This window comes from Halorubrum sp. SD626R (assembly GCF_001261915.1).
In the GTDB taxonomy this organism is placed as follows: domain Archaea; phylum Halobacteriota; class Halobacteria; order Halobacteriales; family Haloferacaceae; genus Halorubrum.
The window spans coordinates 56,581-78,603 of the sequence record NZ_CVRT01000047.1 but is presented as its reverse complement, the minus strand read 5'-3'; the positions used below and the strand labels follow the sequence as shown (position 1 = coordinate 78,603).

The 22,023-nt window shown below is 70.7% G+C and carries 22 protein-coding genes; 14 read left to right on the top strand and 8 right to left on the bottom strand.

The genetic code is table 11. The annotated features are described in order from the left end of the window. Nucleotides 1–55: 55 nt before the first annotated feature. A complete protein-coding gene (locus tag SD626R_RS04175; protein WP_092563894.1) occupies nt 56–502 on the bottom strand; it encodes a pyridoxamine 5'-phosphate oxidase family protein in 447 nt (148 codons plus the stop codon). Nucleotides 503–793: 291 nt separating this feature from the next. Between SD626R_RS04175 and SD626R_RS04170 the strand changes: the two genes are divergently transcribed. The 4 genes from SD626R_RS04170 to ppk1 all read left to right on the top strand — a co-directional run bounded on the left by SD626R_RS04170 (nt 794) and on the right by ppk1 (nt 5,207). Continuing rightward, nucleotides 794–1,516 carry a DUF726 domain-containing protein gene (locus SD626R_RS04170; RefSeq protein ID WP_092563891.1) on the top strand — a complete coding sequence of 241 codons (723 nt, stop codon included), beginning with the start codon at nt 794–796 and terminating at the stop codon, nt 1,514–1,516. Between the two features lie 157 nt (nt 1,517–1,673). Then, nucleotides 1,674–2,096, top strand: coding sequence for an arsenate-mycothiol transferase ArsC (locus SD626R_RS04165; RefSeq protein ID WP_255310057.1), 423 nt, complete (start codon nt 1,674–1,676; stop codon nt 2,094–2,096). 177 nt (nt 2,097–2,273) lie between these two features. Further along, complete coding sequence (locus SD626R_RS04160; protein WP_137782604.1) at nt 2,274–2,669, top strand: hypothetical protein; 396 nt, start codon at nt 2,274–2,276, stop codon at nt 2,667–2,669. Nucleotides 2,670–2,801: 132 nt separating this feature from the next. Further along, nucleotides 2,802–5,207 (top strand): polyphosphate kinase 1, encoded by a 2,406-nt coding sequence (gene ppk1 / locus SD626R_RS04155; protein WP_092563960.1) that lies wholly within the window; start codon nt 2,802–2,804, stop codon nt 5,205–5,207. A gap of 65 nt (nt 5,208–5,272) precedes the next feature. On the opposite strand, the gene SD626R_RS04150 is transcribed toward ppk1, so the two are convergent. The 7 genes from SD626R_RS04150 to SD626R_RS04120 all read right to left on the bottom strand — a co-directional run bounded on the left by SD626R_RS04150 (nt 5,273) and on the right by SD626R_RS04120 (nt 12,934). Further along, a complete protein-coding gene (locus SD626R_RS04150; protein WP_092563882.1) occupies nt 5,273–5,956 on the bottom strand; it encodes a metallophosphoesterase family protein in 684 nt (227 codons plus the stop codon). Nucleotides 5,957–6,113: 157 nt separating this feature from the next. Further along, nucleotides 6,114–7,139 (bottom strand): AbrB/MazE/SpoVT family DNA-binding domain-containing protein, encoded by a 1,026-nt coding sequence (locus tag SD626R_RS04145; RefSeq protein ID WP_092563879.1) that lies wholly within the window; start codon nt 7,137–7,139, stop codon nt 6,114–6,116. A 2-nt stretch (nt 7,140–7,141) separates the two neighbouring features. Then, entirely contained in the window at nt 7,142–7,813 is a 672-nt protein-coding gene (gene phoU / locus SD626R_RS04140) for a phosphate signaling complex protein PhoU (RefSeq protein WP_092563876.1), read from the bottom strand. A gap of 4 nt (nt 7,814–7,817) precedes the next feature. Continuing rightward, nucleotides 7,818–8,753, bottom strand: a complete 936-nt coding sequence (gene pstB, locus SD626R_RS04135; RefSeq protein WP_092563873.1) for a phosphate ABC transporter ATP-binding protein PstB — start codon at nt 8,751–8,753, stop codon at nt 7,818–7,820. Between the two features lie 6 nt (nt 8,754–8,759). Continuing rightward, nucleotides 8,760–10,388 (bottom strand): phosphate ABC transporter permease PstA, encoded by a 1,629-nt coding sequence (pstA, locus tag SD626R_RS04130; RefSeq protein ID WP_092563870.1) that lies wholly within the window; start codon nt 10,386–10,388, stop codon nt 8,760–8,762. Continuing rightward, nucleotides 10,388–11,521 (bottom strand): phosphate ABC transporter permease subunit PstC, encoded by a 1,134-nt coding sequence (pstC, locus tag SD626R_RS04125; RefSeq protein ID WP_092563867.1) that lies wholly within the window; start codon nt 11,519–11,521, stop codon nt 10,388–10,390. The genes pstA and pstC overlap by 1 nt, the downstream gene beginning before the upstream one ends. A 162-nt stretch (nt 11,522–11,683) precedes the next feature. Next, nucleotides 11,684–12,934 (bottom strand): PstS family phosphate ABC transporter substrate-binding protein, encoded by a 1,251-nt coding sequence (locus tag SD626R_RS04120; RefSeq protein ID WP_092563864.1) that lies wholly within the window; start codon nt 12,932–12,934, stop codon nt 11,684–11,686. A 196-nt stretch (nt 12,935–13,130) separates the two neighbouring features. Between SD626R_RS04120 and SD626R_RS04115 the strand changes: the two genes are divergently transcribed. The 10 genes from SD626R_RS04115 to SD626R_RS04075 all read left to right on the top strand — a co-directional run bounded on the left by SD626R_RS04115 (nt 13,131) and on the right by SD626R_RS04075 (nt 22,016). Beyond that, entirely contained in the window at nt 13,131–14,069 is a 939-nt protein-coding gene (locus SD626R_RS04115; protein WP_092563861.1) for a halo transducer protein, read from the top strand. Nucleotides 14,070–14,213: 144 nt separating this feature from the next. Next, entirely contained in the window at nt 14,214–15,065 is an 852-nt protein-coding gene (locus SD626R_RS04110; protein ID WP_092563858.1) for a hypothetical protein, read from the top strand. Nucleotides 15,066–15,235: 170 nt separating this feature from the next. Beyond that, nucleotides 15,236–16,303, top strand: coding sequence for a sensor histidine kinase (locus tag SD626R_RS04105; RefSeq protein ID WP_092563855.1), 1,068 nt, complete (start codon nt 15,236–15,238; stop codon nt 16,301–16,303). Nucleotides 16,304–16,420: 117 nt separating this feature from the next. Beyond that, on the top strand, nt 16,421–16,558 hold the full coding sequence (locus tag SD626R_RS16695; RefSeq protein WP_158298349.1) for a hypothetical protein: 138 nt from the start codon (nt 16,421–16,423) through the stop codon (nt 16,556–16,558). A 181-nt stretch (nt 16,559–16,739) separates the two neighbouring features. Further along, entirely contained in the window at nt 16,740–17,048 is a 309-nt protein-coding gene (locus SD626R_RS04100; protein WP_092563852.1) for an amphi-Trp domain-containing protein, read from the top strand. Between the two features lie 142 nt (nt 17,049–17,190). After that, nucleotides 17,191–18,282, top strand: a complete 1,092-nt coding sequence (locus SD626R_RS04095; RefSeq protein ID WP_092563849.1) for a nicotinate-nucleotide--dimethylbenzimidazole phosphoribosyltransferase — start codon at nt 17,191–17,193, stop codon at nt 18,280–18,282. After that, the gene (locus tag SD626R_RS04090; protein WP_092563846.1) at nt 18,279–19,598 is read left to right on the top strand and encodes a cobyrinic acid a,c-diamide synthase; all 1,320 of its coding nucleotides are present in this window, start codon (nt 18,279–18,281) and stop codon (nt 19,596–19,598) included. Before SD626R_RS04095 ends, SD626R_RS04090 begins: the two co-directional genes overlap by 4 nt. Before the next feature lie 5 nt (nt 19,599–19,603). Further along, nucleotides 19,604–20,608, top strand: a complete 1,005-nt coding sequence (locus tag SD626R_RS04085; RefSeq protein WP_092563843.1) for a CobD/CbiB family cobalamin biosynthesis protein — start codon at nt 19,604–19,606, stop codon at nt 20,606–20,608. Next, nucleotides 20,599–21,393 (top strand): adenosylcobinamide-GDP ribazoletransferase, encoded by a 795-nt coding sequence (gene cobS / locus SD626R_RS04080; protein WP_176697263.1) that lies wholly within the window; start codon nt 20,599–20,601, stop codon nt 21,391–21,393. Before SD626R_RS04085 ends, cobS begins: the two co-directional genes overlap by 10 nt. Beyond that, a complete protein-coding gene (locus SD626R_RS04075; protein WP_092563957.1) occupies nt 21,393–22,016 on the top strand; it encodes an NTP transferase domain-containing protein in 624 nt (207 codons plus the stop codon). The genes cobS and SD626R_RS04075 overlap by 1 nt, the downstream gene beginning before the upstream one ends. The last annotated feature ends 7 nt before the right edge of the window (nt 22,017–22,023 follow it).

Genomic DNA, 22,023 nt, shown 5'->3' with positions numbered 1-22,023 from the left:
CGGTACGGCTGCCACCCGTCGACGGCGCGACCGTCTCCGGCCGCCGTCGCGACCGTCACCGACCGACGGCGCGACCGGCCCGGTCGCGGGCTTCGAGCGCCCAGACGTTCGGCTCCTCCCCGAACTCGTACTCGGTGAGGTGGGTCGCCTGATACGCGTTGTCCGCCATCGCCTCGCGCGCGGCGTCCCACTCCCCCGGCGCGATGCGGTCGATGGGGCCGGCGACGATCGCGCTCCGCCACGACCCGTCGGGGTCGAGGTCGAACGCCGCGAAGCTCGCGACCTCTGACTGCGCCGCGTACGTCTCCTTCCGGAGCTCGTCGGTCCCGCCGAGGAAGGCGAAGTAGAGCGTGTCCTCCCCGTCGTAGCCGAACGACAGCGGCACGCCGTAGGGGACTCCGTCGGCGCTCATCGAGAGCACGCCGACGCCGATCTCCGTCAGGGCCTCGTCCACGGCGGCGTCGTCCATGTCGGTGCCGAGCAGTGCTTGGTACCGTGTCATACAGTAGCCGGACGCACGCCGGACGGAAGTAGCCGGACGCGGTTTCTCGCCCGCTCGAAACGCGGATCGGGCTCCGTCCGGTCGCCGCCGCGTCAGGTATTTGATCGCGCGAGGCGAATCCCCGTTATCTCACCGGAACCCTCCGCGGACGACGGCCCCGGCGGGCTCGTCACCCGCCGGCGTTTCCTCCTCGGCGTCGCCGGCGGCGTCGGCCTCCTCGGCGGCGGCCTCTACGTCGCGCGGTCGCTGGACGGCGACTTCGGCGGGTACGACGCGCCGGCGACGCAGCCGATGGTGTCGACCCGGAGACGCCTCGACACGGCCGACCCGACGGAGCGGTCGGGGTCGTGGGAGTTCGACAGGGCCGGGGCGGTCGTCCTGTTCGTTCACGGCCTCGGCGCGGACGCCGAGTCGGCCCGCGATCAGGCGTACACCGCCCGGCTCGGGCTCGCGGCGGCGACGGGCGCCGCCGCGGAGAGCGACGCGCTCCCCGTGATCGGCTACTCGTGGGCGTCGGACGCGGACTGGGGACCGGCGAAGCGGGCCGCGGACGCCAACGCCGCGCCGCTCGCCGACTGGCTGGCGGCGTGGGCGGACGAGGACGGACGGCCGGTCCACCTGTTCGCCCACTCGCTCGGCGCTCGCGTGACGGGGGCGGCGCTCCGCGAGCTCGCCGACCGCGGGCACACGGGCACCCTCGCCTCGGTGTCGCTGTTCGGCGGGGCGGTCCCGGACGAGAGCGTCGCGGCCGAGGGACGGTACGGGCCGGCCGTCGCGGCGACCGACGCCCCCGTGTTCAACTTCCACAGCCGGAACGACCGCGTCCTCGGCTGGGCGTACCGCGCCGCGGACCGGACCCGCGCGGTCGGTCACGGGGGGCTCCCGGCGTCGGCGACCGCGCCGGACGGCTACGCGGACGTCGACGTCACGGACGCGGTGGCGGACCACTACTCGTACGTCGAACCCGGAGAGGGGTGCCTGCCGCTGGCGGTCGAGCGGATCGGGATCGGGTGAGTCGACCCTCGCGGTCGTCGCGGGGACGAGCGCGTCGCCCGGTGGCTGTGCCTCGGTAGCGCTCCATAGCGCTCGGTATCGGTCCCGAGTAACGACTATACCGGCCCCGCCCGCACGTCGGTTCGTGAGCAACCACAGCGGTCGACCGGACCACCGGATCGCGTTCGTCTGCGTCCAGAACGCGGGACGGAGCCAGATGGCGGCGGCGTTCGCGGAGCGCGAGCGCGAGCGCCGCGACGCGGGCGATCGGATCGGGATCGTCACCGGCGGGACGCGGCCCGCCGACCGCGTTCACGGCGTCGTCGTCGAGGCGATGAGCGAACTGGAGATCGACCTCGGCGACCGGACGCCGCGGGAGGTGACGCCCGAGGAGCTGGGGGCGGTCGACCTCGTCGTCACGATGGGCTGTTCGGCGTCGGACGTCTGTCCGGCGACGTGGAACGGCGAGAGCCGCGACTGGGGGCTCGACGACCCGCACGAGCGCCCGATCGAGGAGGTGCGCGAGATCCGCGACGAGATCGAAGGGCGCGTCGTCGCGCTGTTCGACGAGCTGCTGTCGGAACCGGCGGACGCGGAGTGAGGCGAGAGCATACTGGATCAGAGCACCATCCGTCGACGGGACGACGCGTTCGCCGGCCCGCCCGACGGGCGTGCGTTTCGAGACGAGAGAGATCGGTATTTGTCGATCGGAGCCCTATATATCGGAACGTACCGGTATAAATCGGGATTCTTGTACCCGCACTCTGTGGACGTAGATATGCCACGTGCCGTGCTCCTCGCCTGCCCGGTATGCGACGCCGTGCTGGCGATCAGAGGCAAGCGGGCCGATGTTTCGAAGCGATCCCTGCGCGCGACCGCGAGGGATCACTTGGTCGAACACGATCTCACCGAGCCGAAGGCCGCGATTCGAAAGCACGCGACGGCCGCGAACGCCGTCGAAGTGATCGTCTCTCCGGAGGAGTATCGACGGCTTCCCGTCGACGAGTGGACGGACCGCGACGCGGCGGGGCTCCCGGACGACGCGATGGCGCTCCGGGGCGACGGCGCGGTCGGCGGCCGGGAGTTCGGGAACGACGGGATCGGGTCGCTGCCCGACCGGACGACCGACACCGCCTCGCCCCGCTCCCCCTCTCGGGAGGGGCCCTCGCAGTGAGGGTCGCGGAGCGGCCGTTAGGCGTGCGCCCGGTGACAGCTATCCGGCGTGAATCGGGACGGCGAGGCGGTTTCCGCCTCGCGGACTCCGGGACCGACTCGAAGGGGCGCGTATCGCTCGGAGGGCGTCGCGGTGAGTGAACGCGACCTGACCGACCCCGACTACTACCTCAATCGGGAGCTCTCAGAGCTCGCGTTCCAGGAGCGCGTCCTCCGCGAGGGGATGGACGAGCGGAACCCGCCGCTCGAACGGCTCAGGTTCCTCGCGTTCTTCACGAAGAACACGGACGAGTTCTTCATGAAGCGCGTCGGCGGTCTCAAACAGCAGATCGACGCCGGGGTGACCGAGACGACGCCGGACGGTCGGACGCCGGAACAGCAGTGGACCGAGGTGCTCGAGAAGGCGCGGCCGCTCTTCCGAGAACAGTCGGAGTACTGGCGGACCGTCCTGCGACCGACGCTCGCGGACGAGGGGATCGAGATCCGCACCCCGGAGGAACTGCCGGCGGAGGCGCGGGGAGAGCTGCGCACGCACTTCGAGGAGTCCATCCTGCCCACCCTGACGCCGCTGGCGTTCGACCCGGCGCACCCGTTTCCGTTCATCTCGAACCTCTCGCTCTCGCTCGCGGTGCTCTCGTCGAACGACGCCGACGAGCCGACGTTCACTCGGATCAAGATCCCGCCGAACCAGCCCCGGCTCGTAACCGTTCCCGACGAGAACGGGCGGTACGTCCTCATCGAGGACCTCATCGAGTCCAACCTCGACCTCCTGCTCCCCGACCTCGAGATCAGCGACGTGTCCAAGTTCAAGGTCACCCGAAACGCCGAGGTGCGGCGCGACGAGGAGGTGGCCGAGGACCTCATCGACATGGTCGAGGAGGTCCTCGAACAGCGTCGCTTCGCGACGGTCGTCCGCCTGGAGGTCGACGACGACATGCCCGAGGAGTCGCTCTCGATCCTGAAGACGCAGCTCGAGGTGGACGACAGCGAGGTGTTCCATCGGAGCGGTCCGATCGACTTCGAGGACTTCTTCGAGCTCGTCGACCTCGACCGTCCCGACCTCAAACCCCCTGAATGGACCCCGAAACCGCATCCTCGACTGGGATCGGTGACGAGCGGCGGCCAAGACGGGACGAATGACATATTCGAAGAGATTCGGGCGGGCGATATCCTCGCGCATCACCCGTATCACTCCTTCGAGGGAACGGTCCAGCGGTTCCTCCACGCGGCGGCGAACGACCCCGACGTGCTCGCGGTGAAGGCGGCGATCTACCGGACCGCGAGCGACTCGAAGGTGATTCAGAGCCTCATCGACGCGGCCGACAACGGGAAGCAGGTGGCGGTGATGGTCGAGCTCAAGGCCCGGTTCGACGAGAAGAACAACCTCGAATGGGTCCGGCAGCTCGAGGAGGAGGGGATCCACGTCGCCTACGGGACCGTGGGGCTGAAGACGCACACCAAGACGGCGCTCGTCGTTCGACAGGAGGACGACGGCGTCGAGCTCTACTCGCACGTCGGCACCGGCAACTACCACTCGGGAACGGCGAAGGGGTACTCGGACCTGGGGCTGTTGACCGCCGACCGGGATATCGGGTTCGACCTCACGAAGGTGTTCAACTTCTTCACCGGACCGACGCTCGACGACCGCTTCCGGAAGCTCCTGATCGCGCCAGTCACGATGCGGGAGCGGTTCACGGAGATGGTCAGGCGAGAGGCCGAGCACGCCCGGGCCGGTCGGCGGGCGCGGATCGTCGTGAAGGTGAACGGGCTCGAAGACCCCTCGATGGTCGAGGAGCTGTACCGCGCCTCGATGGCGGGGGTCGAGATCGACCTGATCGTCCGGGACATCTGCCGGCTCCGACCCGGCGTCGAGGGGGTGAGCGACAACGTCACCGTGCATTCGATCGTCGGCCGTTTCCTCGAACACGCCCGGATATTCTACTTCGAGAACGGGGGCGAACCCCGGTGGTATATCGGATCTGCCGACTGGATGACTCGCAACCTGGACTACCGCGTCGAGGCGGTCGCCCCCGTCGAGGCGACGGAGCTCCGAGAGCAGCTCCGGTTCGTCCTAGAGGCCTCTCTGAGCGACAACCGCCGACGGTGGGTGATGCGGAGCGACGGGAGTTACGAACGGGCCTCGACCGATGACGGGCCGGTACGAGACATCCAGGAGACGCTGATGGCGGCCACGGAGGCGGCCCTCGATCGCGGATACGGACCCGGGATGGCGGTCGATCCGGCTCTCATCGAGGAGGAACTGCTCGTCGAGGACGTCGGAGAGAGCGAGCCGGACGCCGACTCCGCGGAGCCCGACGGGACCGCTCCCGATGACGACGGGGGACGACCGCATTCGGACGGCGGCGACGCGTCCGTCTTCGACGCGTACGCCGAGCACTGGTATCGTCCGGACAGCGACACGTACGGCTGGGCGGTCCGGGCGACCGACGGCGAGCGACGATACTTCAAGACGCGGGACGGGGCGCGCCGTCGGCTACGGGCGGAGTACGACGAATCCGAGGACCGAGACGAGGAGTGAATCGCCGGCGTCGTCGTCGCTTCGTTTCCACGGAGACCGACTCGACCGCAGGCCGGTGAGGCCGCTCAGGCGGGGTCGACGACCTTCGAGCTGGCGCGATCCTGATGTGTCTTCGACGCGACGGTGCGGAACTCGTCGTTCCGGTAGTCGTACGCGGTGAGCTCGCCGCCGTAGACGCAGCCGGTGTCGAGCCCGACGGCGTGTTCGCGGTCCACCGGTCGGTCGTGGACCGTGTGACCGAAGAAGACGCGGTGCGGTCCGTCGTAGTCGTCGTACCAGAACGGCCCGTCGTACCCGTCACCGTGCGGGGAACGCATCGTCAGCAGCTCGTCGGCGGTGTGGTCTTCGAGCGACCGTTCGGGGTCGACGCCGCCGTGCACGACGAGCGCGGTGTCGAACGAGATCGCGATCGGAAGCGACTCGAAGTACTCCCGGTCCCCCTCGCGGAGCCAGTCGGGGTCCTTGTCGCCGCGCAGGATCTTGTCTTCGTTGTTCCCGCGGACGCTGACGAGACGCGGGTCCGCGCGGACGAAGTCGACGACGCCGGGGCTGTCGGGGCCCTTCCGCACGAGGTCGCCGACGAAGATGACGAGGTCGTCGTCGTTTAATTCGAGCCGCGAGAGGAGCCGTTTGAGAACGCCCAAGCTCCCGTGAACGTCTCCGACGACGTAGACGTCTTCGTACCGATCGATGTCGAACCGCGCGTGACGTGCTTCGATGTCGGCGCCGAACTGAGGTTTCGTGCTCATATGGTGGTGTTAAGTGGAGCGTGCGTTCCCGTTTGAAGCGGCGTTCAACTACGTGTAGCCACTCGCCCCGTTAAGCCGTTTCTAATAGCGGACTATACCGCTATGTAGCCCTCGTAGGCGCGGATCGACCGCCGTGCGTCAGGAGGGGTCAGCGCCGTTAGTTCAGCCGTTCCGGCTCCGGATCGCGTATCGGCTCCCCGCAGCGGACCGCGCGACGGAGGCCGACTTCCGCGATTCGGTCGCCGCACTCCGCGGTTCGGCGCAGTCCCCGCGAGACGCGACGGAGCGCCGGCGTGTCTCCCTCGGCGTCGTCCAGTTCCCGATCGAAGGCGTCGAGGCGCCCTCGGATCCGCCGCAGGTCACCGATCGCGGTCCGTGCCACGTCGACGTCCGCGTTGCCGAGGACGACGTCCACGCCGTCGGACACGGTCCCGCGGACCGCCTCGCCGACGTCGCGACACTCCTCCAGTCGCGCCTCCGCGGGGGGCTCGTCGAGCGACGCCGCGGCGTCACCGATCTCCGCCGCGGCGTCGCGGACGCGACGCAACTCGCGCATCGCGGTCCACGACTCGAACAGCTCCGAGCGGTTCTTGCCGAGGGAGTCGACCTCGCCCAGGTCCGCCATGCCGCAGGAGACGGAGCGTTCGACCATCGCCGACAGCCGGTCGACCTGCTCGTCGCGGGAGCCGATCGGCGGCGAGTCGGGGGGCGACGCGAGGGCGGCGACCGCGTCGCGGTGGACCGAGCGCACGGTGAACGCCAGCTGCCGGAGCGACTGGCTCACCGACACCTCCTCCGAGTCCAGCATGATCCGCACCGTCGTCCCGGCCTCCGACTCCGCGGCCACCGACATCCCGATCCGCTCGCGGGCGACCCGCTCGACGACGCGCCGGGCTTCCGGCGTGAGCGGTCCGTCCCGCTCGATCGTTACTTCCCGCGCGCCGGCCGCGTACGCCGCCCGCAGCGCGCGCTCGATCACCACCGGGTCGCTCGACTCGATCCGAGCGGCGGCCGGCGCCTCGTCCCCGGTTCGCTCCCGCGCCTGGACGGCCAACACCCCGTCGATGTAATCGTGCAGGGTCACGACGTCGCCGGCGGAGAGGCCGTGCGACTCGGCCCACGCCTTCGGCAGCGAGACCGTGTACGTTCCGTTTCCGACGGTCTGAACCTTTCGCGTCTCCATGATCAGTAGAGCAGCTCCGGGTCGTTCTCGACCATGTACAGGGTGCGCGCCGCGATGTTCACGGCGTGGTCCGCGACCCGCTCCAAGTCCCGGATCGTCAGCAGCACGCGCGAGACGTCGTCCAACAGCCGCTCGGCGGCCCACGCGTCGTCGTCGTTCTTCGCTATCAGGTCTCGGGTGACGCTCTCGCTGGCGTGTTGACACATCGCGTCGACCTCGTTGTCGGCCTCGGCGATCGCTCGGCACTCGTCGGCGTCTCGCGCCTCGTACGCCGCGAGACTGCGTTCGAGGAGCGCGCGCGCCGCCTCCCCGAGCGCCTCGATCTCTGCGTCCGGCGCGACCGTCCGCGTCGCGGCCCGCGAGTAGTTCGCGAGGTTGACGGCGAGGTCGCCCACCCGTTCGAGGTCGGTGATGACCTTGAACGAGGCGGTGACGAACCGGAGGTCGCCGGCGACCGGCTGTTGGAGCGCGAACAGGTCGACGCAGCGGTCCTCTAACCGCAGGTACGTCTCGTTTATCTCGGCGTCGCCGTCGACGACGTCCCGCGCCAGCGACTCGTCGCGGCGCTCGATCGCTTCGAGGCTGTCGTCGAGCCGCTCGACGACCCGATCGCCCATCGCGAGCACGTCGGACCGGAGCTCGTCGAGCGAGTCCTGATAGCGTTCTCGGGGCATGCGATTACCCGAACTTCCCCGTGATGTAGTCCTCCACGCGCTCGCTGCGCGGGTTCTCGAACACCTGGTCCGTCTCGCCGTACTCGACGAGCTCGCCGCCCGTGAGGAACACCGCGGTCTGGTCGGAGATCCGCGCGGCCTGCTGCATGTTGTGGGTGACGATGACGACCGTGTACTCCTCGGAGAGGTCGTCGATCAGGTCCTCGATCTTCGCCGTGGCGATCGGGTCGAGCGCGGACGCGGGCTCGTCCATCAGGATGATCTCCGGGTCGACTGAGAGGCAGCGGGCGATACAGAGCCGCTGCTGCTGCCCGCCGGAGAGCCCGAGCGCGTTGTCGTCGAGCCGGTCGCTCACCTCGTCCCACAGCGCGGCGTCGCGGAGACAGCGCTCGACGAGCTCGTCGCGCTCCTCGGCGTCGCTCCGGTTCAACAGCCGGGCGAGGAGGCCCGTATCGAGGTCGCCGTGCTTCTTCGGCCCGTACGCGATGTTCTCGCGGATCGACTTCGGGAAGGGGTTCGGCGACTGGAACACCATGCCGACCCGCTTCCGCAGCTCGACGAGGTTGACGCCGTCCTGGTAGATCTCCTCGCCGTCCAGCTTCACCGAGCCGTCGATGCTCGCGGAGCTGATCCGGTCGTTCATCCGGTTGAGACACCGGAGATACGTCGATTTCCCGCAGCCGGAGGGACCGATCAGCGCGGTGACGCTCTTTTCCGGGATCTCCATCGAAACGCCCTTGAGCGCGTGGTCCTCGCCGTAGTGGACGTCGAGGTCCTCGACCGTCATCTTGGCCTCTCCCCGGAAGTCGTACTCTCGCCACTCGTCTCGCGTCTGCTCGACGCTTTCGCCGGCGGTCGTCGTGAGCGGCTGGTCGGTGCCCGTCGTCGCGGTCTCTGTCTGCGGTTCCGTCTCGGTCCGTGGGGTGGTGTTCTCGCTCATTGGTGATCAGGTGTGTCTGAGCCGCCGCCGGAAGTAGTAGCGCGTCGCGATGCCGATCGCGTAGAAGGAGAGGACGACGACGAGCAGCACGAGCGCCGTCGCCCAGCGGAACTCGTCCGCGTTGCCGACGTTGCTGCTCGCGCCGACGCCGGCCGTGATCAGCGCGTACAGCTGGTACGGGAGCGCCGAGGTGGCCTGGAGGAGCTCCGGGTTCGCGACGAACGGCGGCGCCGAGGTGAACTGGAAGCCGCCGATGACGTCGGCCGTCTGCGAGCCCGGGACGAACGTCCCGCCGGCCATCGTCAGCAGGATCGGCGCCGTCTCGCCGGCGATCCGACCGACGCCGAGGATGACGCCGGTGACGACGCCCGGGAGCGCCGCGGGGAGGACGACGCTCCGGATCGTCTGCCACTTCGACACGCCGAGGGCGGCGCTCGCGTCGCGGTACTCGTCGGGAACGGAGAGCATCGCCTCGCGCGAGGTGATGACCACGAGCGGCAGCAGCATGAAGCCGAGCGTGATCATGCCCGAGAGCAGCGACTTCCCGTTGCCGAACCGCGGGATGAGGAAGGCGAACCCGAACAGCCCGAAGACGATGCTCGGGGTGCTCCACAGCCCGTTGGTGGCGACCTCGACGACCTGCGTGAACCGGCCGCGCTCGGCGTACTCGGTGAGGAACAGCGCCGCGCCGACGCCGAGCGGGACCGCCAGCACGACCGCGCCCACGACGAGCCAGACCGTGCCGACGATCGCCGGCAGCACGCCCTGGAAGTCGTTGAACAGGGCGACGCCGTTCATGAGGAACGGGACCGAGACCGGGAGCGCGACCGACACCCCGAAGACCGACGTCGTCGGTCCGGTCCCGAACCCGAACTCGGTGCCGTTCAGCAGGCCGGGGATCCCCTGAACGACCACGAAGGCGACGAGGATGAACAGGAAGGCGACGATGGAGAGCGCGTTCACGTAGACGAGCACGTACGCGCCCATGTGTCGCCCGCGGGCGCCGAAGCCGCCGTACGCCTTCGCCGACGCCCAGCCTCCGTACAGCGCGCTGAACAGCGTCGAAACGGGGATGAGGAACTCCGCGGTGATCGCGGCCTGCTGCGCCCAGCCGAGCTCCCAGACCCACGTCGGGCCGATGGCGCCAGTCAGGAAGACGAGCCCAGTCACCCCGAGGAGGGCGCCGAGCGGGACCGTCGATCCGAGGTCCTCGCGCGGGAGGACGGTGGCCGCGAACGCGACGGCGCCGGTAGCGACCCCGGCGACGACGCCGACTCCCGCGCCGAGGCCGAGCGTCTGGCTCGCGACGCTGGCCCCGATGACGACCCACGGGACGGCGGCGCCGAAGCCCGCGATGAGCCCGGCGCTCGGGTCCGGATTCGTCTCGACGTAGCCGAACCGCGACCCGACCCCGAAGGCGATCACCGTGCCGCCGAGCGCGGTCAGGAGGCCGCCGAGCAGCGTCACGGTCTGGACCCCGAGCAGCGAGCCGGTGAGGCTGACGCGCCCGAACAGCGCCGCGACGGCGAGCGCGAACAGCACCGCCGAGAGCCCGACGGCCACCGCGGCGACGGCGTCCGTCTCGGTCGTCTCCGACTCGACCAGCCGCGTGTCGGTCCGGCCCGCTCCCGCCATCAGATCTCACCCCCCAGCCGCTTGTGCATCCGCCACTCGATGTACTGCGCGCCCACCGAGATGACGAGGACGGTGACGAACAGGATCACGCCGGCGACGAACAGCGCGTCCATCTGGAGCCCGTCGGCCTCGCCGTAGTTCCGCGCGATGATCGAGGTCAGCGTCTCCTGGCCGTAGAAGACGTTCACGAGCGGCTCCGTGAGCCGGGGGACGCCGCGGAGCATCACCGTGGCGGCCATCGTCTCGCCGATCGCGCGGCCCACGCCGAGCAGGACCGCGGCGGAGACCCCGGAGAACGCCGCCGGCAACGTGATCGAGGTCATCGTCTGCCAGTCGGTCGTCCCCATCGCCAGCGACCCGCTCTTCATCGACTCCGGGACGCTGCTTAACGCGTCCTCGGCGACGGAGACGACGGTCGGGAGCGCCATCAGCCCGACGACGATCCCGACGAAGAGGTACGACCCCTGGCCGGTCGTCTGGAACTGGTCGGAGGCCCACGGCCCCAGCACGGTGAACCCGATGAACCCGTAGACGATGGAGGGGATGCCGGCGAGGATCTCGACGCCGGGTTTGACGACCTCGCGGACGGTCGCGGGGGCGATCTCCGAGAGGAAGAGGGCCGCCGAGACGCCGAGCGGCGCGGCGACGGCGGACGCGATGAGCGTCACCATCACCGTGCCGTGGATCATCGGCACCATCGAGTACCGGATCGGCGGCGAGACCGCGTCCCAGTTCGGCTGGATGAACATCCGGAGCCCGGGGACCGTGATCCCGTACACCGTCGCGCTCTCGTACCGGATCACCGGGATCGACTCCCGGAAGATGAAGACGACGATCAGCCCGAGAATGAGGATCGTCGACACGGTCATCATCAGCGCGATGAGGTACGCCGTTTCCTCCTGATAGCGGACCCAGCCGACCGCCGACGAGGCGAGGAAGGCGGCGAAGGGGACGATGGTCCAGTCCGAGACGGCGAGGAACCCGACGAGCGCGCCGAGGAGCGACAGCGCCATCACCGCGAGGATCGCCAGCGCGGCCGGCTCGGTCTCGTCGGCGAACCGCTTGGTCCGTCGGACCTGCTCGCCGACCGCGCTCCGTATCCGTCCGTCTCGGGGGTCTGTTACCTGTGCCATTGATTCGGTATGAGTGGTGATCGGTGTTTTGCGTGGATCATGAGGCGGTCGTGTGGGTCGAAAGCGGATTCCGAACGTCCCGGGCGCGAGCGTCCTCGTGGTGAGCTCCGAGGGCCGTGGCGCCCTGTCGCAGCGTCTGGCGGGGACCGGGACCGCGCTGATCTACGGCGCCAGCAGGTCCTCGGTGGCGACCGACGAGACCTGCTCTTTCATCGATTCGAGGTCGCTCGTCGGGAGCGGGATGTAGTTGTTCCCCTCGACGAAGATGCTCTGGCCGTACTCGTTGAGGAACATGTTGACGAACGCCGCCTCGCGCTGGTCGTACCCGCCGCCGTCGGGGTTGCTCTCCTCGATGAGCGTGTACATGTGGAGGTCGCGGTTGAGCGGGTACGAGCTGTCGAAGATCGTGTTCTCCGCGTCGCGGCTGGTCTCGTACAGCGTGCCGTCGAAGTCGATGGCGATGGGGGTGACCGTCTCGCTGGTGAACGCGAGCGCCATGTACGCGATCGAACCCTCGTTCTGTGAGACCGCCTGCGCGACCTGCTGGTTCTGGCCGAAGCGGGTGTCGACGCCGGGCATCGCGGCGTCGGCGCCGCCGAGCATGTTCAGTCGGAACGAGGTGTCGGTGCCGGAGCCCTCGGCGCGGCCGATGGCGTAGATCTCCTGGTCGTAGTCGATGCCGTCGATCTCGTTCCAGTTGGTGATCTCGTCCTGGTAGATCTGCCGGATGTCCTCGCCGGTCAGCTGGCTGACGCCGGCGTCCGCGACGTCGGAGCTGACGACGACCGGCTGCCCGTCGCGGCCGACGACGTTGTCGACGACCCTGTCCTGGGCCTCCTCCTCGCTCCAGCCGAGCTCGGCCGTGATGGGGCCGGAGGAGTTGCCGATGTCGACGAGCCCCTCGGTGACGGCCTCGCAGCCGGTCCCCGAGTGGCTCAGGCCGACCGTCGTCGGGAACGGCGGCGAGGAGCGCTGCTCGGTCGGCTCGAAGCCGAACTTCGAGGCGAAGTAGTCGGCGATGAGCATGTCGTCCGCGCCGTCGGCGGAGAGCTCGTCCCAGCCGGGGACCGAGCTCTCGTCGTTCGCGCCCCAGTACTCGCCGTCGCTCGGCGGGGCGTTGGAGTTCCAGTACGAGCTCCCCGTGTTCGAGATCGGGTACACCGTCGAGGAGCCCTCCGCGTTGAGCAGGTCCGTGCTCGGACCGGAGCCGTCGTCGCCGTCGCTGCCGGACCCGCCGTCGCCGCCGTCGCCGCCCGAGCCGCTGCCGTCGCCGTCGCCGCCCGAGCCGCCGTCACCACTCCCGCTCTCGCTCTGCCCGCCGCAGCCCGCCAGGCCGGCGGTGCCGAGCGCTCCCGAGGTGATGAGGACTTTCCGCCGCGATACGCCGCCGTCAGTCCAGTTCCGGTCTGACATCACGTGAGGGGACACCCTACGTTACTAAAACAGCTTATAATTCTGATATATTGGGGGGCGGAGATCCACGTAGCGGTACCCCTTCTATATGCCGCCCTTTCGGCTATATACTACGCAATATCGGTATGTTGGGAACTGTTCGTAAATGATCGGCTCTGACGGAAGGTATACGACCCCCCGTCGGAAACGGCGAGGTATGAGCGAGTCCGCGCCCCCGGAGGTCCCCCTCGACGAGATCGTCGACGACGTCGCCGACCGGACGGGTGAGGACCCGGAGTCGGTCCGGACGTGGCTCGATCCGTTCACCGACGACGGGAGCGTCACGCCCGAGGCGATCGAGGCGACCGTCACCGACGTCTCCCAGATACTCGCCACCGCCGAGACGCGGGTGGACCTCGCGACGCGCACCGTCGAGGAGGCGAACGACGCCGTCGCCGACGTCCCGGACCTGGAGATCGTTCGGGTCCGACAGCGCGCCTTCGAGGAGCGGCTCGCCGACCTCCGGTCGGACGTCGAGGGGGTCGGCGGGGAGCTCTCGGCGGCGGCGAGCGACCTCGACTCGTCGGTCGATATCTACGAAGCCGCGGTCGACCTCCATGAGATAACGACAGACGCGCAGCGGATCGTCCGCGTCGCCCACGACCTCGAGACCGAGATCGAGGCGTTCGAGGCGTGGCTCGGCTCGGCCAACCGGCGGCGCGACGCGCTCGTCGACGACCTCGAGGCCGCCGAGGAGTCCGCCGAGTCCCTCGGAGAGACCGTCGAATCGCTTCGGGCCGCGGACGACCCCGACCCGGAGCGGTGGTTCGACGCGGCCGTGCAGGCGCGCGTCCTCGACGTCGTCGTCGCCGATCTCCGGGCCGAGGCGGCCGGCCTCCGCGAGTGGGCGGAGCGCGATGACGAGTCGTTCCCGGACGACGTCGAGACGCGGATCGAATCGATCCGCGACGAGGCGGTGGCGAGCGCCGAGGCGCTCGCGGACCGTCCGGACTGGGACGATCGGTTCGACGAGCGGCTCGATGGTCTCGACGCCGCGCTCTCGGCCGTCGAGCCGCCGGTCGCCTGGGGCCGCGTCGACGAGGTGATCCAGGAGGCGCGCGAGGGGATCGCGGCCGACGGACCGAGCGGGGACTGAGGACGGGCCGCCCGGATTACCGCCCCGATGACTCCGTTTCCGATCCGACCCCCGACCGGGGGACGGATCGGCGAAGCGTCGGCGGTGGCGGTCGCAGCGCGGGGCGCCAACAGCTTCATTATCCGGTGACCACGAGGAAACGACGTGTCTCGGAGGGTCTCCGCCGCCATTGCGGTCGCGTTTCTCCTCGCTCTCGCGGGGTGCGGGGGCATCGCCTTCGATGACCCCGCCCCGACGACGGACTCTCCGGCGACGGGCACGACGTCGAACTCGACCGCCGTCTCCGACGAGACGCTCGCCGACGCCGAGTTCCCGGAGGGGTTCTCCCGGTCGGAGATCGATATCGCGACGGCTCGCAGGCTGTCGATCGCGTTCCTCCGGACGGAGCCGGTGTCCGGGGTCGCTCTCGAACGGTTCCGTCCCGGCGCGTACGCCGACTACCAGTACGAAGCGAACGGGACGCGGACCCGGTTCCGCCTCGACGTGCACAACGGGTACGCCGACGTCAGTCAGAGCGACGTCTACGTCGAGTCGAACGTCCGACACAGCCGTAGCGGCCGAAACGGGCGGGCCGCTTTCGAGGCGACGAACGGCTCGGTCGACGAGACCCGGTTCCGCGCGGCCGACTCGATGTGGGCGGTGGTCTCCAGGATCCTGACGATCGGCGAGTTTCGAGCGGTCCGGGTCACCGAGACCGCCGGCGAACGCCGCATCCGATACGCGATCACCGACGTCGCCGTCCGGAACGCGACCGACGTTCAAGGGTACCTGACCGTCGACGAGGACGGGGTCGTCCGAGAGGCTCAGCTCCTGTACGGCCAAGGGGACGAGCCCAAGCGGTTCCAGTACAGCGTCACGTCCCGGTCGGCGAGCGGCGTCGCGCCGCCCGCGTGGCTCCCCGCCGCTCGCGCGGATAGTCACCTCGAACCCGGATCAGAGACGAACGCGGGATCGACGGTCGACGCAACGAACGACAGCGAGAGCGGTAGTCGGTAGGTTGGGATCCGCGGGTTGCCGAGACCCCGTCGTTCGGGCGAACGGGACCGATTGGCGTCTTTCTATGTAACTGACGAGCGCACCAGACGACCGGTAGCCGACTCGATAGAGAGGTATATATCTCTCATAGTAAGGGCAAAGGGGCGTACCGCTCGCTTTCATCCCGTCGGATGTCCTCAAAAAAGTCGGTGGCGCTCCCGTCCGAGTACGACACGCTATACCTCGGTATCGGACTGTACGATCCGAGCTCCGGAGATATTCTAGACGCGAACGAACGGCTGGAACGGATGCTCGGATACCCACTCGATACGCTACGTCGGCTCTCGGTGGACACGTACACGGCGAACACGTATCCGCAGTCGGCGTCCGAGTTCCGCGACCGGCTCCGGGCGAGCGCCGACGGCGACCCGCAGCGGTTCATCTGGCGAGCCAAACGGGCCGACGGTGAGCTCGTCTGGCTTCAGCTACACGTTTCTCAGCAGCAATTCTCTGAGCGGGACTGCGTCATCGTCGAGGTCCGAGACATCACCGATCACTACGAATCGCGTCACCGGGCCGAGCTGTTCTGGCGCATCCTCCGACACAACCTCCGGAACGAGGCGGCGATCATCCTGGGCTATGCGGATCAGATCGCGACACACGGCAGGGTCGAGGGGATAGCGGAGAGCATCGCTGCGATCCGGTCCCGGGGTGAAAACCTCGGTAGCATGGCCGAGTCGGTGAAGGAGATCGAACGGGCGATCACGGACGCCCGGGCGGAACACGTCCGGCAGCCCGCGCTGGCTACCGTCAGAGATGTCGCCGCCCGAACGAGGGCCGAGTACCCCGCCGCAGAGATATCCGTCGAGGAACGCGAAGAGATGTGGATCGAAGTGAACGACGCGTTCGGTTACGCGGTCAGACACGCGGTCGAAAACGCGATCGTTCACAGCACCGAACGGGCCCCGACCGTCGAGATAACGGTCGGACCTTCACCGAACACCGGTCGCGTCGAGATCCGAATTAAGGACGCGAATCCGGCGATCCCGACGGAGGAAATCGAGGCGCTGTTCGCTCCGGCCGAGACCACGAACACGTCTCACGGGTCGGGAATCGGTCTGTTCGTGATGAAGTGGTGTATCGAGTCCCTCGGCGGCGAAGTGATGTTCGACACCCGAACGCCGCAGGGGAACGTCGTCCACCTGTATCTCCCGTCGAAGCGGGCGCCCGATACGGTCGATAACGGCGCGCCGACGTGACGATCCGACTCCGTCGAATCCCCTGACGATGGGGATGAATCGCACCGAATACCGTGGACGAGGCCGGAACGGCCCGGTCTCGGAAGTACTTTCGAGCCACCGAACGTGTTCAGGCCGATGTCACGCCAAGGCGTAGCCCCCCCGCTCGTCGTCCTGCTCGTGCTGACGACTGCCGGGTGTGCGGCGTTCGACGCCTCCTCGGCCGGCGTAACCGTCGAAAATTCGGAGTCGTCGGGATACCAGATGACGGTCTAGGCGTTCGAAGGGCCGGTCGGCGCGGGCAACGTCACGTTTCGGGTGACGAACGAGACGGACGGTTACGCTTGAGAGGGCAGAGGGCAATGAGCCCCCGAAGAAGTAGCCGCGGTATCCTCACCGCTCGCCGTGCGGTGACGGTACCACACCATTTATTTAGGTCTGCCTAAAATATAACGCGATGACGCAGTCCGACGCCGACGCTCAAGACGAGACGGAAGACGATATGACCCTGATCAGAGAGGGCCGGGACTTCGAACAGGAGTACCGTCTCTCCGCCGCCGAGGCGGGTCGTTTCTTAGTCGAGATCGGTGAACAGCTTCAGGAGAGCGACGAGCTGACCGTTACCGGTGACGAGTGGAAGCTGCCGTTCAGTTTCGGTGAGCCGGTCGAGCTCGAGGTGGAGTACGAGGGCTACGGCGAACAGGAGCTGGAGATAGAGGTCGAGATCCCCGGCCGGACCGACGAGACGGCGCCGTCCGTCGAGTGAGCCGGGCGGACAGGGGAGGCGACGCCGCCGGTCCTCGACCCGATCGATTAAAGTCGACTTGTCCTAACTAACCGCTAGTGGATATCACCGACGCGGCGGCCGACGGGCGAGGTCGATCGACGCGGCGAGCCGGGGGTGGCACGTGAGCGACGCGACGCTCGCGGTCGTCGCCGGCGCGACCGAGACGGCCGCGATCGACGGGATCAGCGCCGCGGGCGCCGACCCGACGCTCCGGCGGCACACCCCGAGCGCCGACTTGGAGATCGTCGCGGACGGGCGCCCCGCGGGCGGCTCGCCGGTGCCGGTCAGTCCCTCGGGGTGCCCCACGCCGGCGGTCGTCACGCGGGCGGTCCGCGAGCTCGTCGGCGTCGGGTTCGTCGGCGTCGACGCCGGGCTGGCCGTGCCGACGGCGCCGACGGGGGCGACCGTTCGCGAGACCGGCGCCGCGCCCGGCGGCGACGTCCGGGACCCCGAGCCGGTGCCGGACGCGGCTGCGGTCTTCGAGCGGGGACGCGAGCTGGCGGGAGCGATCGCGGGGGACGGCGGCGTCGGGGCGGGCGGCGGCACGGGCGATATCGACACCGACCCCGACGAGCTCCTCGTCGCCGAGACGATCCCCGGCGGGACGACGACCGCGCTCGGCGTCCTGACGGCGCTCGGCGAGCGCCCGGTCGTCTCCTCGTCGCTGGCGGCGAACCCGCTCGCGACCAAGCGCGCGGTCGTCGGGGAGGGGCTGGACGCGAGCGGGCTCGACCCCGGCGACCGCGCCGGCGACCCGATCGACGCTGTCCGGCTGACGGGCGACCCCGTGCTCGCGGCGGCCGCCGGGCTCGTCGTCGGCGCCGTCGAGCGGGGGGTCGACGTGACGCTCGCGGGCGGCACCCAGCTGGCGGCGGTCGCCGCGCTGGCGCGGCACGCGGGCGTCGAGCGGCGGCTGCCGCTGGCGACGACCGCGTTCGTCGCCGACGACCCGACCGCGGACATCGCGGCCCTCGCGGACGACCTCGACCTCGCGCTGGCCGCGACCGACCCCGGGTTCGACGCGAGCGACCGCCCGGCGATGCGGGCGTACGCCCGCGGCGAGGCGAAGGAGGGCGTCGGGATGGGGGGCGCGCTGGCCCTGGCCGACCGCGCGGGCGTCCCCGACCCCGACCTGCGCGAGCGCGTCGCCGCGGTCACCGACCGACTCCTCGCCGAGCGCGACGGCGAACCGGTCACGGGTGATGCGCCGTGAAGGGGGTCGTCCTCGGCGGGGTCAGCTCCGGCGTCGGCAAGACGGTCGCGACGCTCGCGGCGATCCGGGCGCTCGAATCGGCCGGGAAGACCGTCCAGCCGGCGAAGGCCGGCCCCGACTTCATCGACCCGAGCCACCACGAGCGCGTGGCGGGACGCCCCTCGCGGACGCTCGACCTGTGGTTACAGGGCGAAGGCGGGCTCAGGCGAAACTACGCCCGCGGCGAGGGCGACGTCTGCGTCGTCGAGGGCGTGATGGGGTTATACGACGGCGACGGGTCGAGCACGGCCGCGGTCGCCGAGGCGCTCGACCTCCCGGTCGCCCTCGTCGTCGACGCGAGCGCGGGGATGGAGAGCGTCGCCGCGACCGCGCTCGGCTTCCGGGCCTACGCCGAGCGCGCGGGCCGCGACATCGACGTCGCCGGCGTGATCGCCCAGCGCGCGCACGGCGGGCGCCACGAGGACGGGATCCGCGAGGCGCTCCCCGAGGAGCTGACCTATCTCGGGCGTATCCCGCCGAACGACGACCTGGAGGTCCCCGAGCGACACCTCGGGCTCCACATGGGCGACGAGTCGCCGATCCCCGAGGAGGCGCTCGCGGCGGCCGCCGAGGGGCTCCGGACCGAGCGGTTGCTCGACGTCGCGCGGGAACCGGCGGGGGCGGCGAGGGCGGCGGACGCGACGGGGGCGCCGGACCCGACCGACGGCGACCGCCCCCGCGTCGCGGTCGCTCGCGACGACGCCTTCCGGTTCGCGTACCCGGCCACGGTCGAACGACTGCGCGAGCGGGCGACCGTCGAACCGTTCTCGCCGATCGCGGACGATTCCCTCCCGCCCTGCGACGGCGTCTACCTCCCCGGCGGCTACCCCGAGTTACACGCCGAACCCCTCGCGGAGAGCCCGGCGCTCGACGACGTCGCGGACGCGGCCGCGGAGGGGACGCCGGTCCTCGGCGAGTGCGGCGGGCTGATGGCGCTCGCGGAGTCGCTGACGACCGTCGACGGCGAGGCGCACGCGATGGCGGGCGTCCTCCCGGCCGACGTGACGATGCGCGACCGGTACCAGGCGCTCGACCACGTGGAGCTGCGGGCGACGCGGGACGCGCCGACCGCGTCGACCGGCGAGACGCTGCGGGGCCACGAGTTCCACTACTCCGACGCCGACGTCGCGAGCGACGCCCGGTTCGCCTTCGACGTGGAGCGCGGGACCGGGATCGACGGCGAGCGCGACGGGCTGATCGAGCACCGGACGCTCGGAACGTACTGTCACGTCCACGCCGCGAGCGGGGCGTTCGACGCGTTCCTCGACGGGCTCTGACCGCGATGTCGCTCCCCGCGACTCCCGGCCCCGTCGCCGCCCCCCTCGCCGCGCTGGCGATCGCGGTCGCCCTCGACCTCGCGGTGGCGGAGCCGCCGGCGCGGGTCCACCCGGTCGCGCTGTTCGGCTCGGTCGTCGGGCGGGTCGACCGGGAGTGGGCGCGCCCGGGGCTCGTCGGCGGCGCGGCCGCGGTCGGGCTCCCGCTCCTCGCCGCGGCGGTCGCCGCCGGAGCCGTGTGGGCCGCGGCCGGAGTCGGCCCGCGGGTCGGCGTCGATCCGCGGCTCCTCGCCGTCCCCGTCGCGGGCGCGCTCCTCTTCTCAACCGTCAGCCTCCGGATGCTCCGCGACGTCACCGCCGAGGTCGTCGCGCTGACCGAGAGCGACCCGGACGCGGCCCGCGAGTCGGTCCGGGCGCTCGTGGGGCGGGACGCCGCCGACCTCTCGCCGGCGGCCCTCCGGAGCGCGGCCGTCGAGAGCGCGACCGAGAACCTCGCCGACGGGTTCGTCGCCCCGCTGACGGGATTCGCGGCCGGCGCGACGGTCGGGCTCGCGGTCGGGGGTCCCGGGGCCGTCCTCCCGCTCGCCGCGGGAGTCGCCGGCGCCGCGTGGGCGAAGGGCGTGAACACGCTCGACTCGATGCTCGGCTACCGGTCGAAGCCGGTCGGGCGGGCGAGCGCCCGGCTCGACGACGCGGTCATGTACCTCCCGGCCCGCGCGACCGCCGGCTGTCTCGCGGTCGCCGCGGGGTCGGTCGGCGCGCTCGCTCGGGCCCGCTCGTGGGCCGGGGAGCCGGCGTCGCCGAACTCCGGGTGGCCGATGGCGACCGCGGCGGCCGCGCTCGACGTGCGGCTGGCGAAGCCGGGTCACTACGCGCTCAACCCGACCGCGGCGGCACCGAGCGTCGCCGACGCGGAGCGGGCGGTCCGGCTCGTCGGCGTCGCCGGCGGCGTCGCCGTCGCGGGGGCGGCCGGGTGGCTGGCGGCGGTCGCGGGGGTGGTCGCGTGGTCCTGACTGTCGCCGCGCTCCGCGGCGCGCTCGGCTTCCTCACGCGGGTCCCGATCGGTCGCGGCGAGGGGTCGTGGGCGGCGTTCGCGGGGGCGCCGTGGACGTTCCCGGTCGTCGGCTACCTCGTCGGCGCGGTCGTCGCGCTCCCGCTGCTCGCGCCCGTCCCCGCGCCGACGGTCGCGCTGGCGTTTCCGCTCGCCGTCTACGCCGTCACCGGGATCACCCACCTCGACGGGGTCGCCGACCTCGGCGACGCGGCGGTCGTCCACGGCGGTCCCGAGGAGCGCCGAGAGGTCATGAAAGACTCCACGCTCGGCGTCGGCGGGACGGTCGCGCTCGTCGCAGTCGTCCTCGGGCTGGCGACCGCCGCGCTCGGGCTGGCCGGGGGCGCGAGGCCGGCGGGCGCGGCCGGGGCGCGAGCCGCCGGCGGCGTCGCCGTCGCGGTCGGGCTCGTCGTCGCGGCCGAGGTGGGCGCGAAGGCCGCGACCGCGACGCTCGTCTGCGTCGGCGACGCGGCTCACGAGGGGCTCGGCTCCGCGCTGACCGAGGAGGTCGGCCCCGCGTCGGCGCTCCCGGTCCTGGCGCTCGCGGCGCCCGCCGCGCTCCTCGGGTGGCCGCGGCTCCTGCCGGGAGTCGCCGCGTTCCTCGCCGCGCTGGCGACGGCGGGGGTGGTCCGACGGTGGGCCCGGCGACGGATCGGCGGCGTTTCCGGGGACGTCCTCGGCGCGACGAACGAGCTCGCGCGGGTCGCCGCGCTGCACGCGGGGGTGATCGCGTGGACGCGCTTCTGATGTGCGGCGGCCGCGGCACCCGTCTCGGCGGCGAGACCGAGAAGCCGCTGACGCCGGTCGCGGGACGGCCGATGGTCGACCGCGTGTGCGACGCGCTCGCCGGGAGCCGGGTCGAGACGGCGCACGCGGTCGTCTCGCCGCACGCGTCGGCGACGCGCGCGCACCTGATCGACGAGCGCCCGGACCTCCCCGCGATCGACGCCCCGGGCGACGGCTACGTCGCCGACCTGGGGTACGCGATAGAGGAGATCGCGGGAGGGAAGTCGGGGACGGCGCCCCTCCTGACCGTCGCCGCCGACCTCCCGCTCCTGGATCCCGAGGCCGTGAACGGCGCGATCGACGCGGCGCGGGCCGCCGGCGACGACGGGCCGGCGTCGCTCACCGTCTGCGTTCCCGCGTCGCGCAAGCGAGAGCTCGGCGTCAGCGCCGACGCGGCGACCGAGGTCGACGGCCGCGAGGTCGTCCCCGCCGGGATCAACGTCGTCGGTGGGAGCAGCGAGAGCGATAGCGACGACAGCGTCGTCCACCTCACCGAGGACGTCCGGCTCGCCGTCAACGTCAACTACCCGTCGGACGTGCAGGTAGCCGAGCGCCTCCTCGGCGACGGGGAGCCCGACGAATGAACGCACG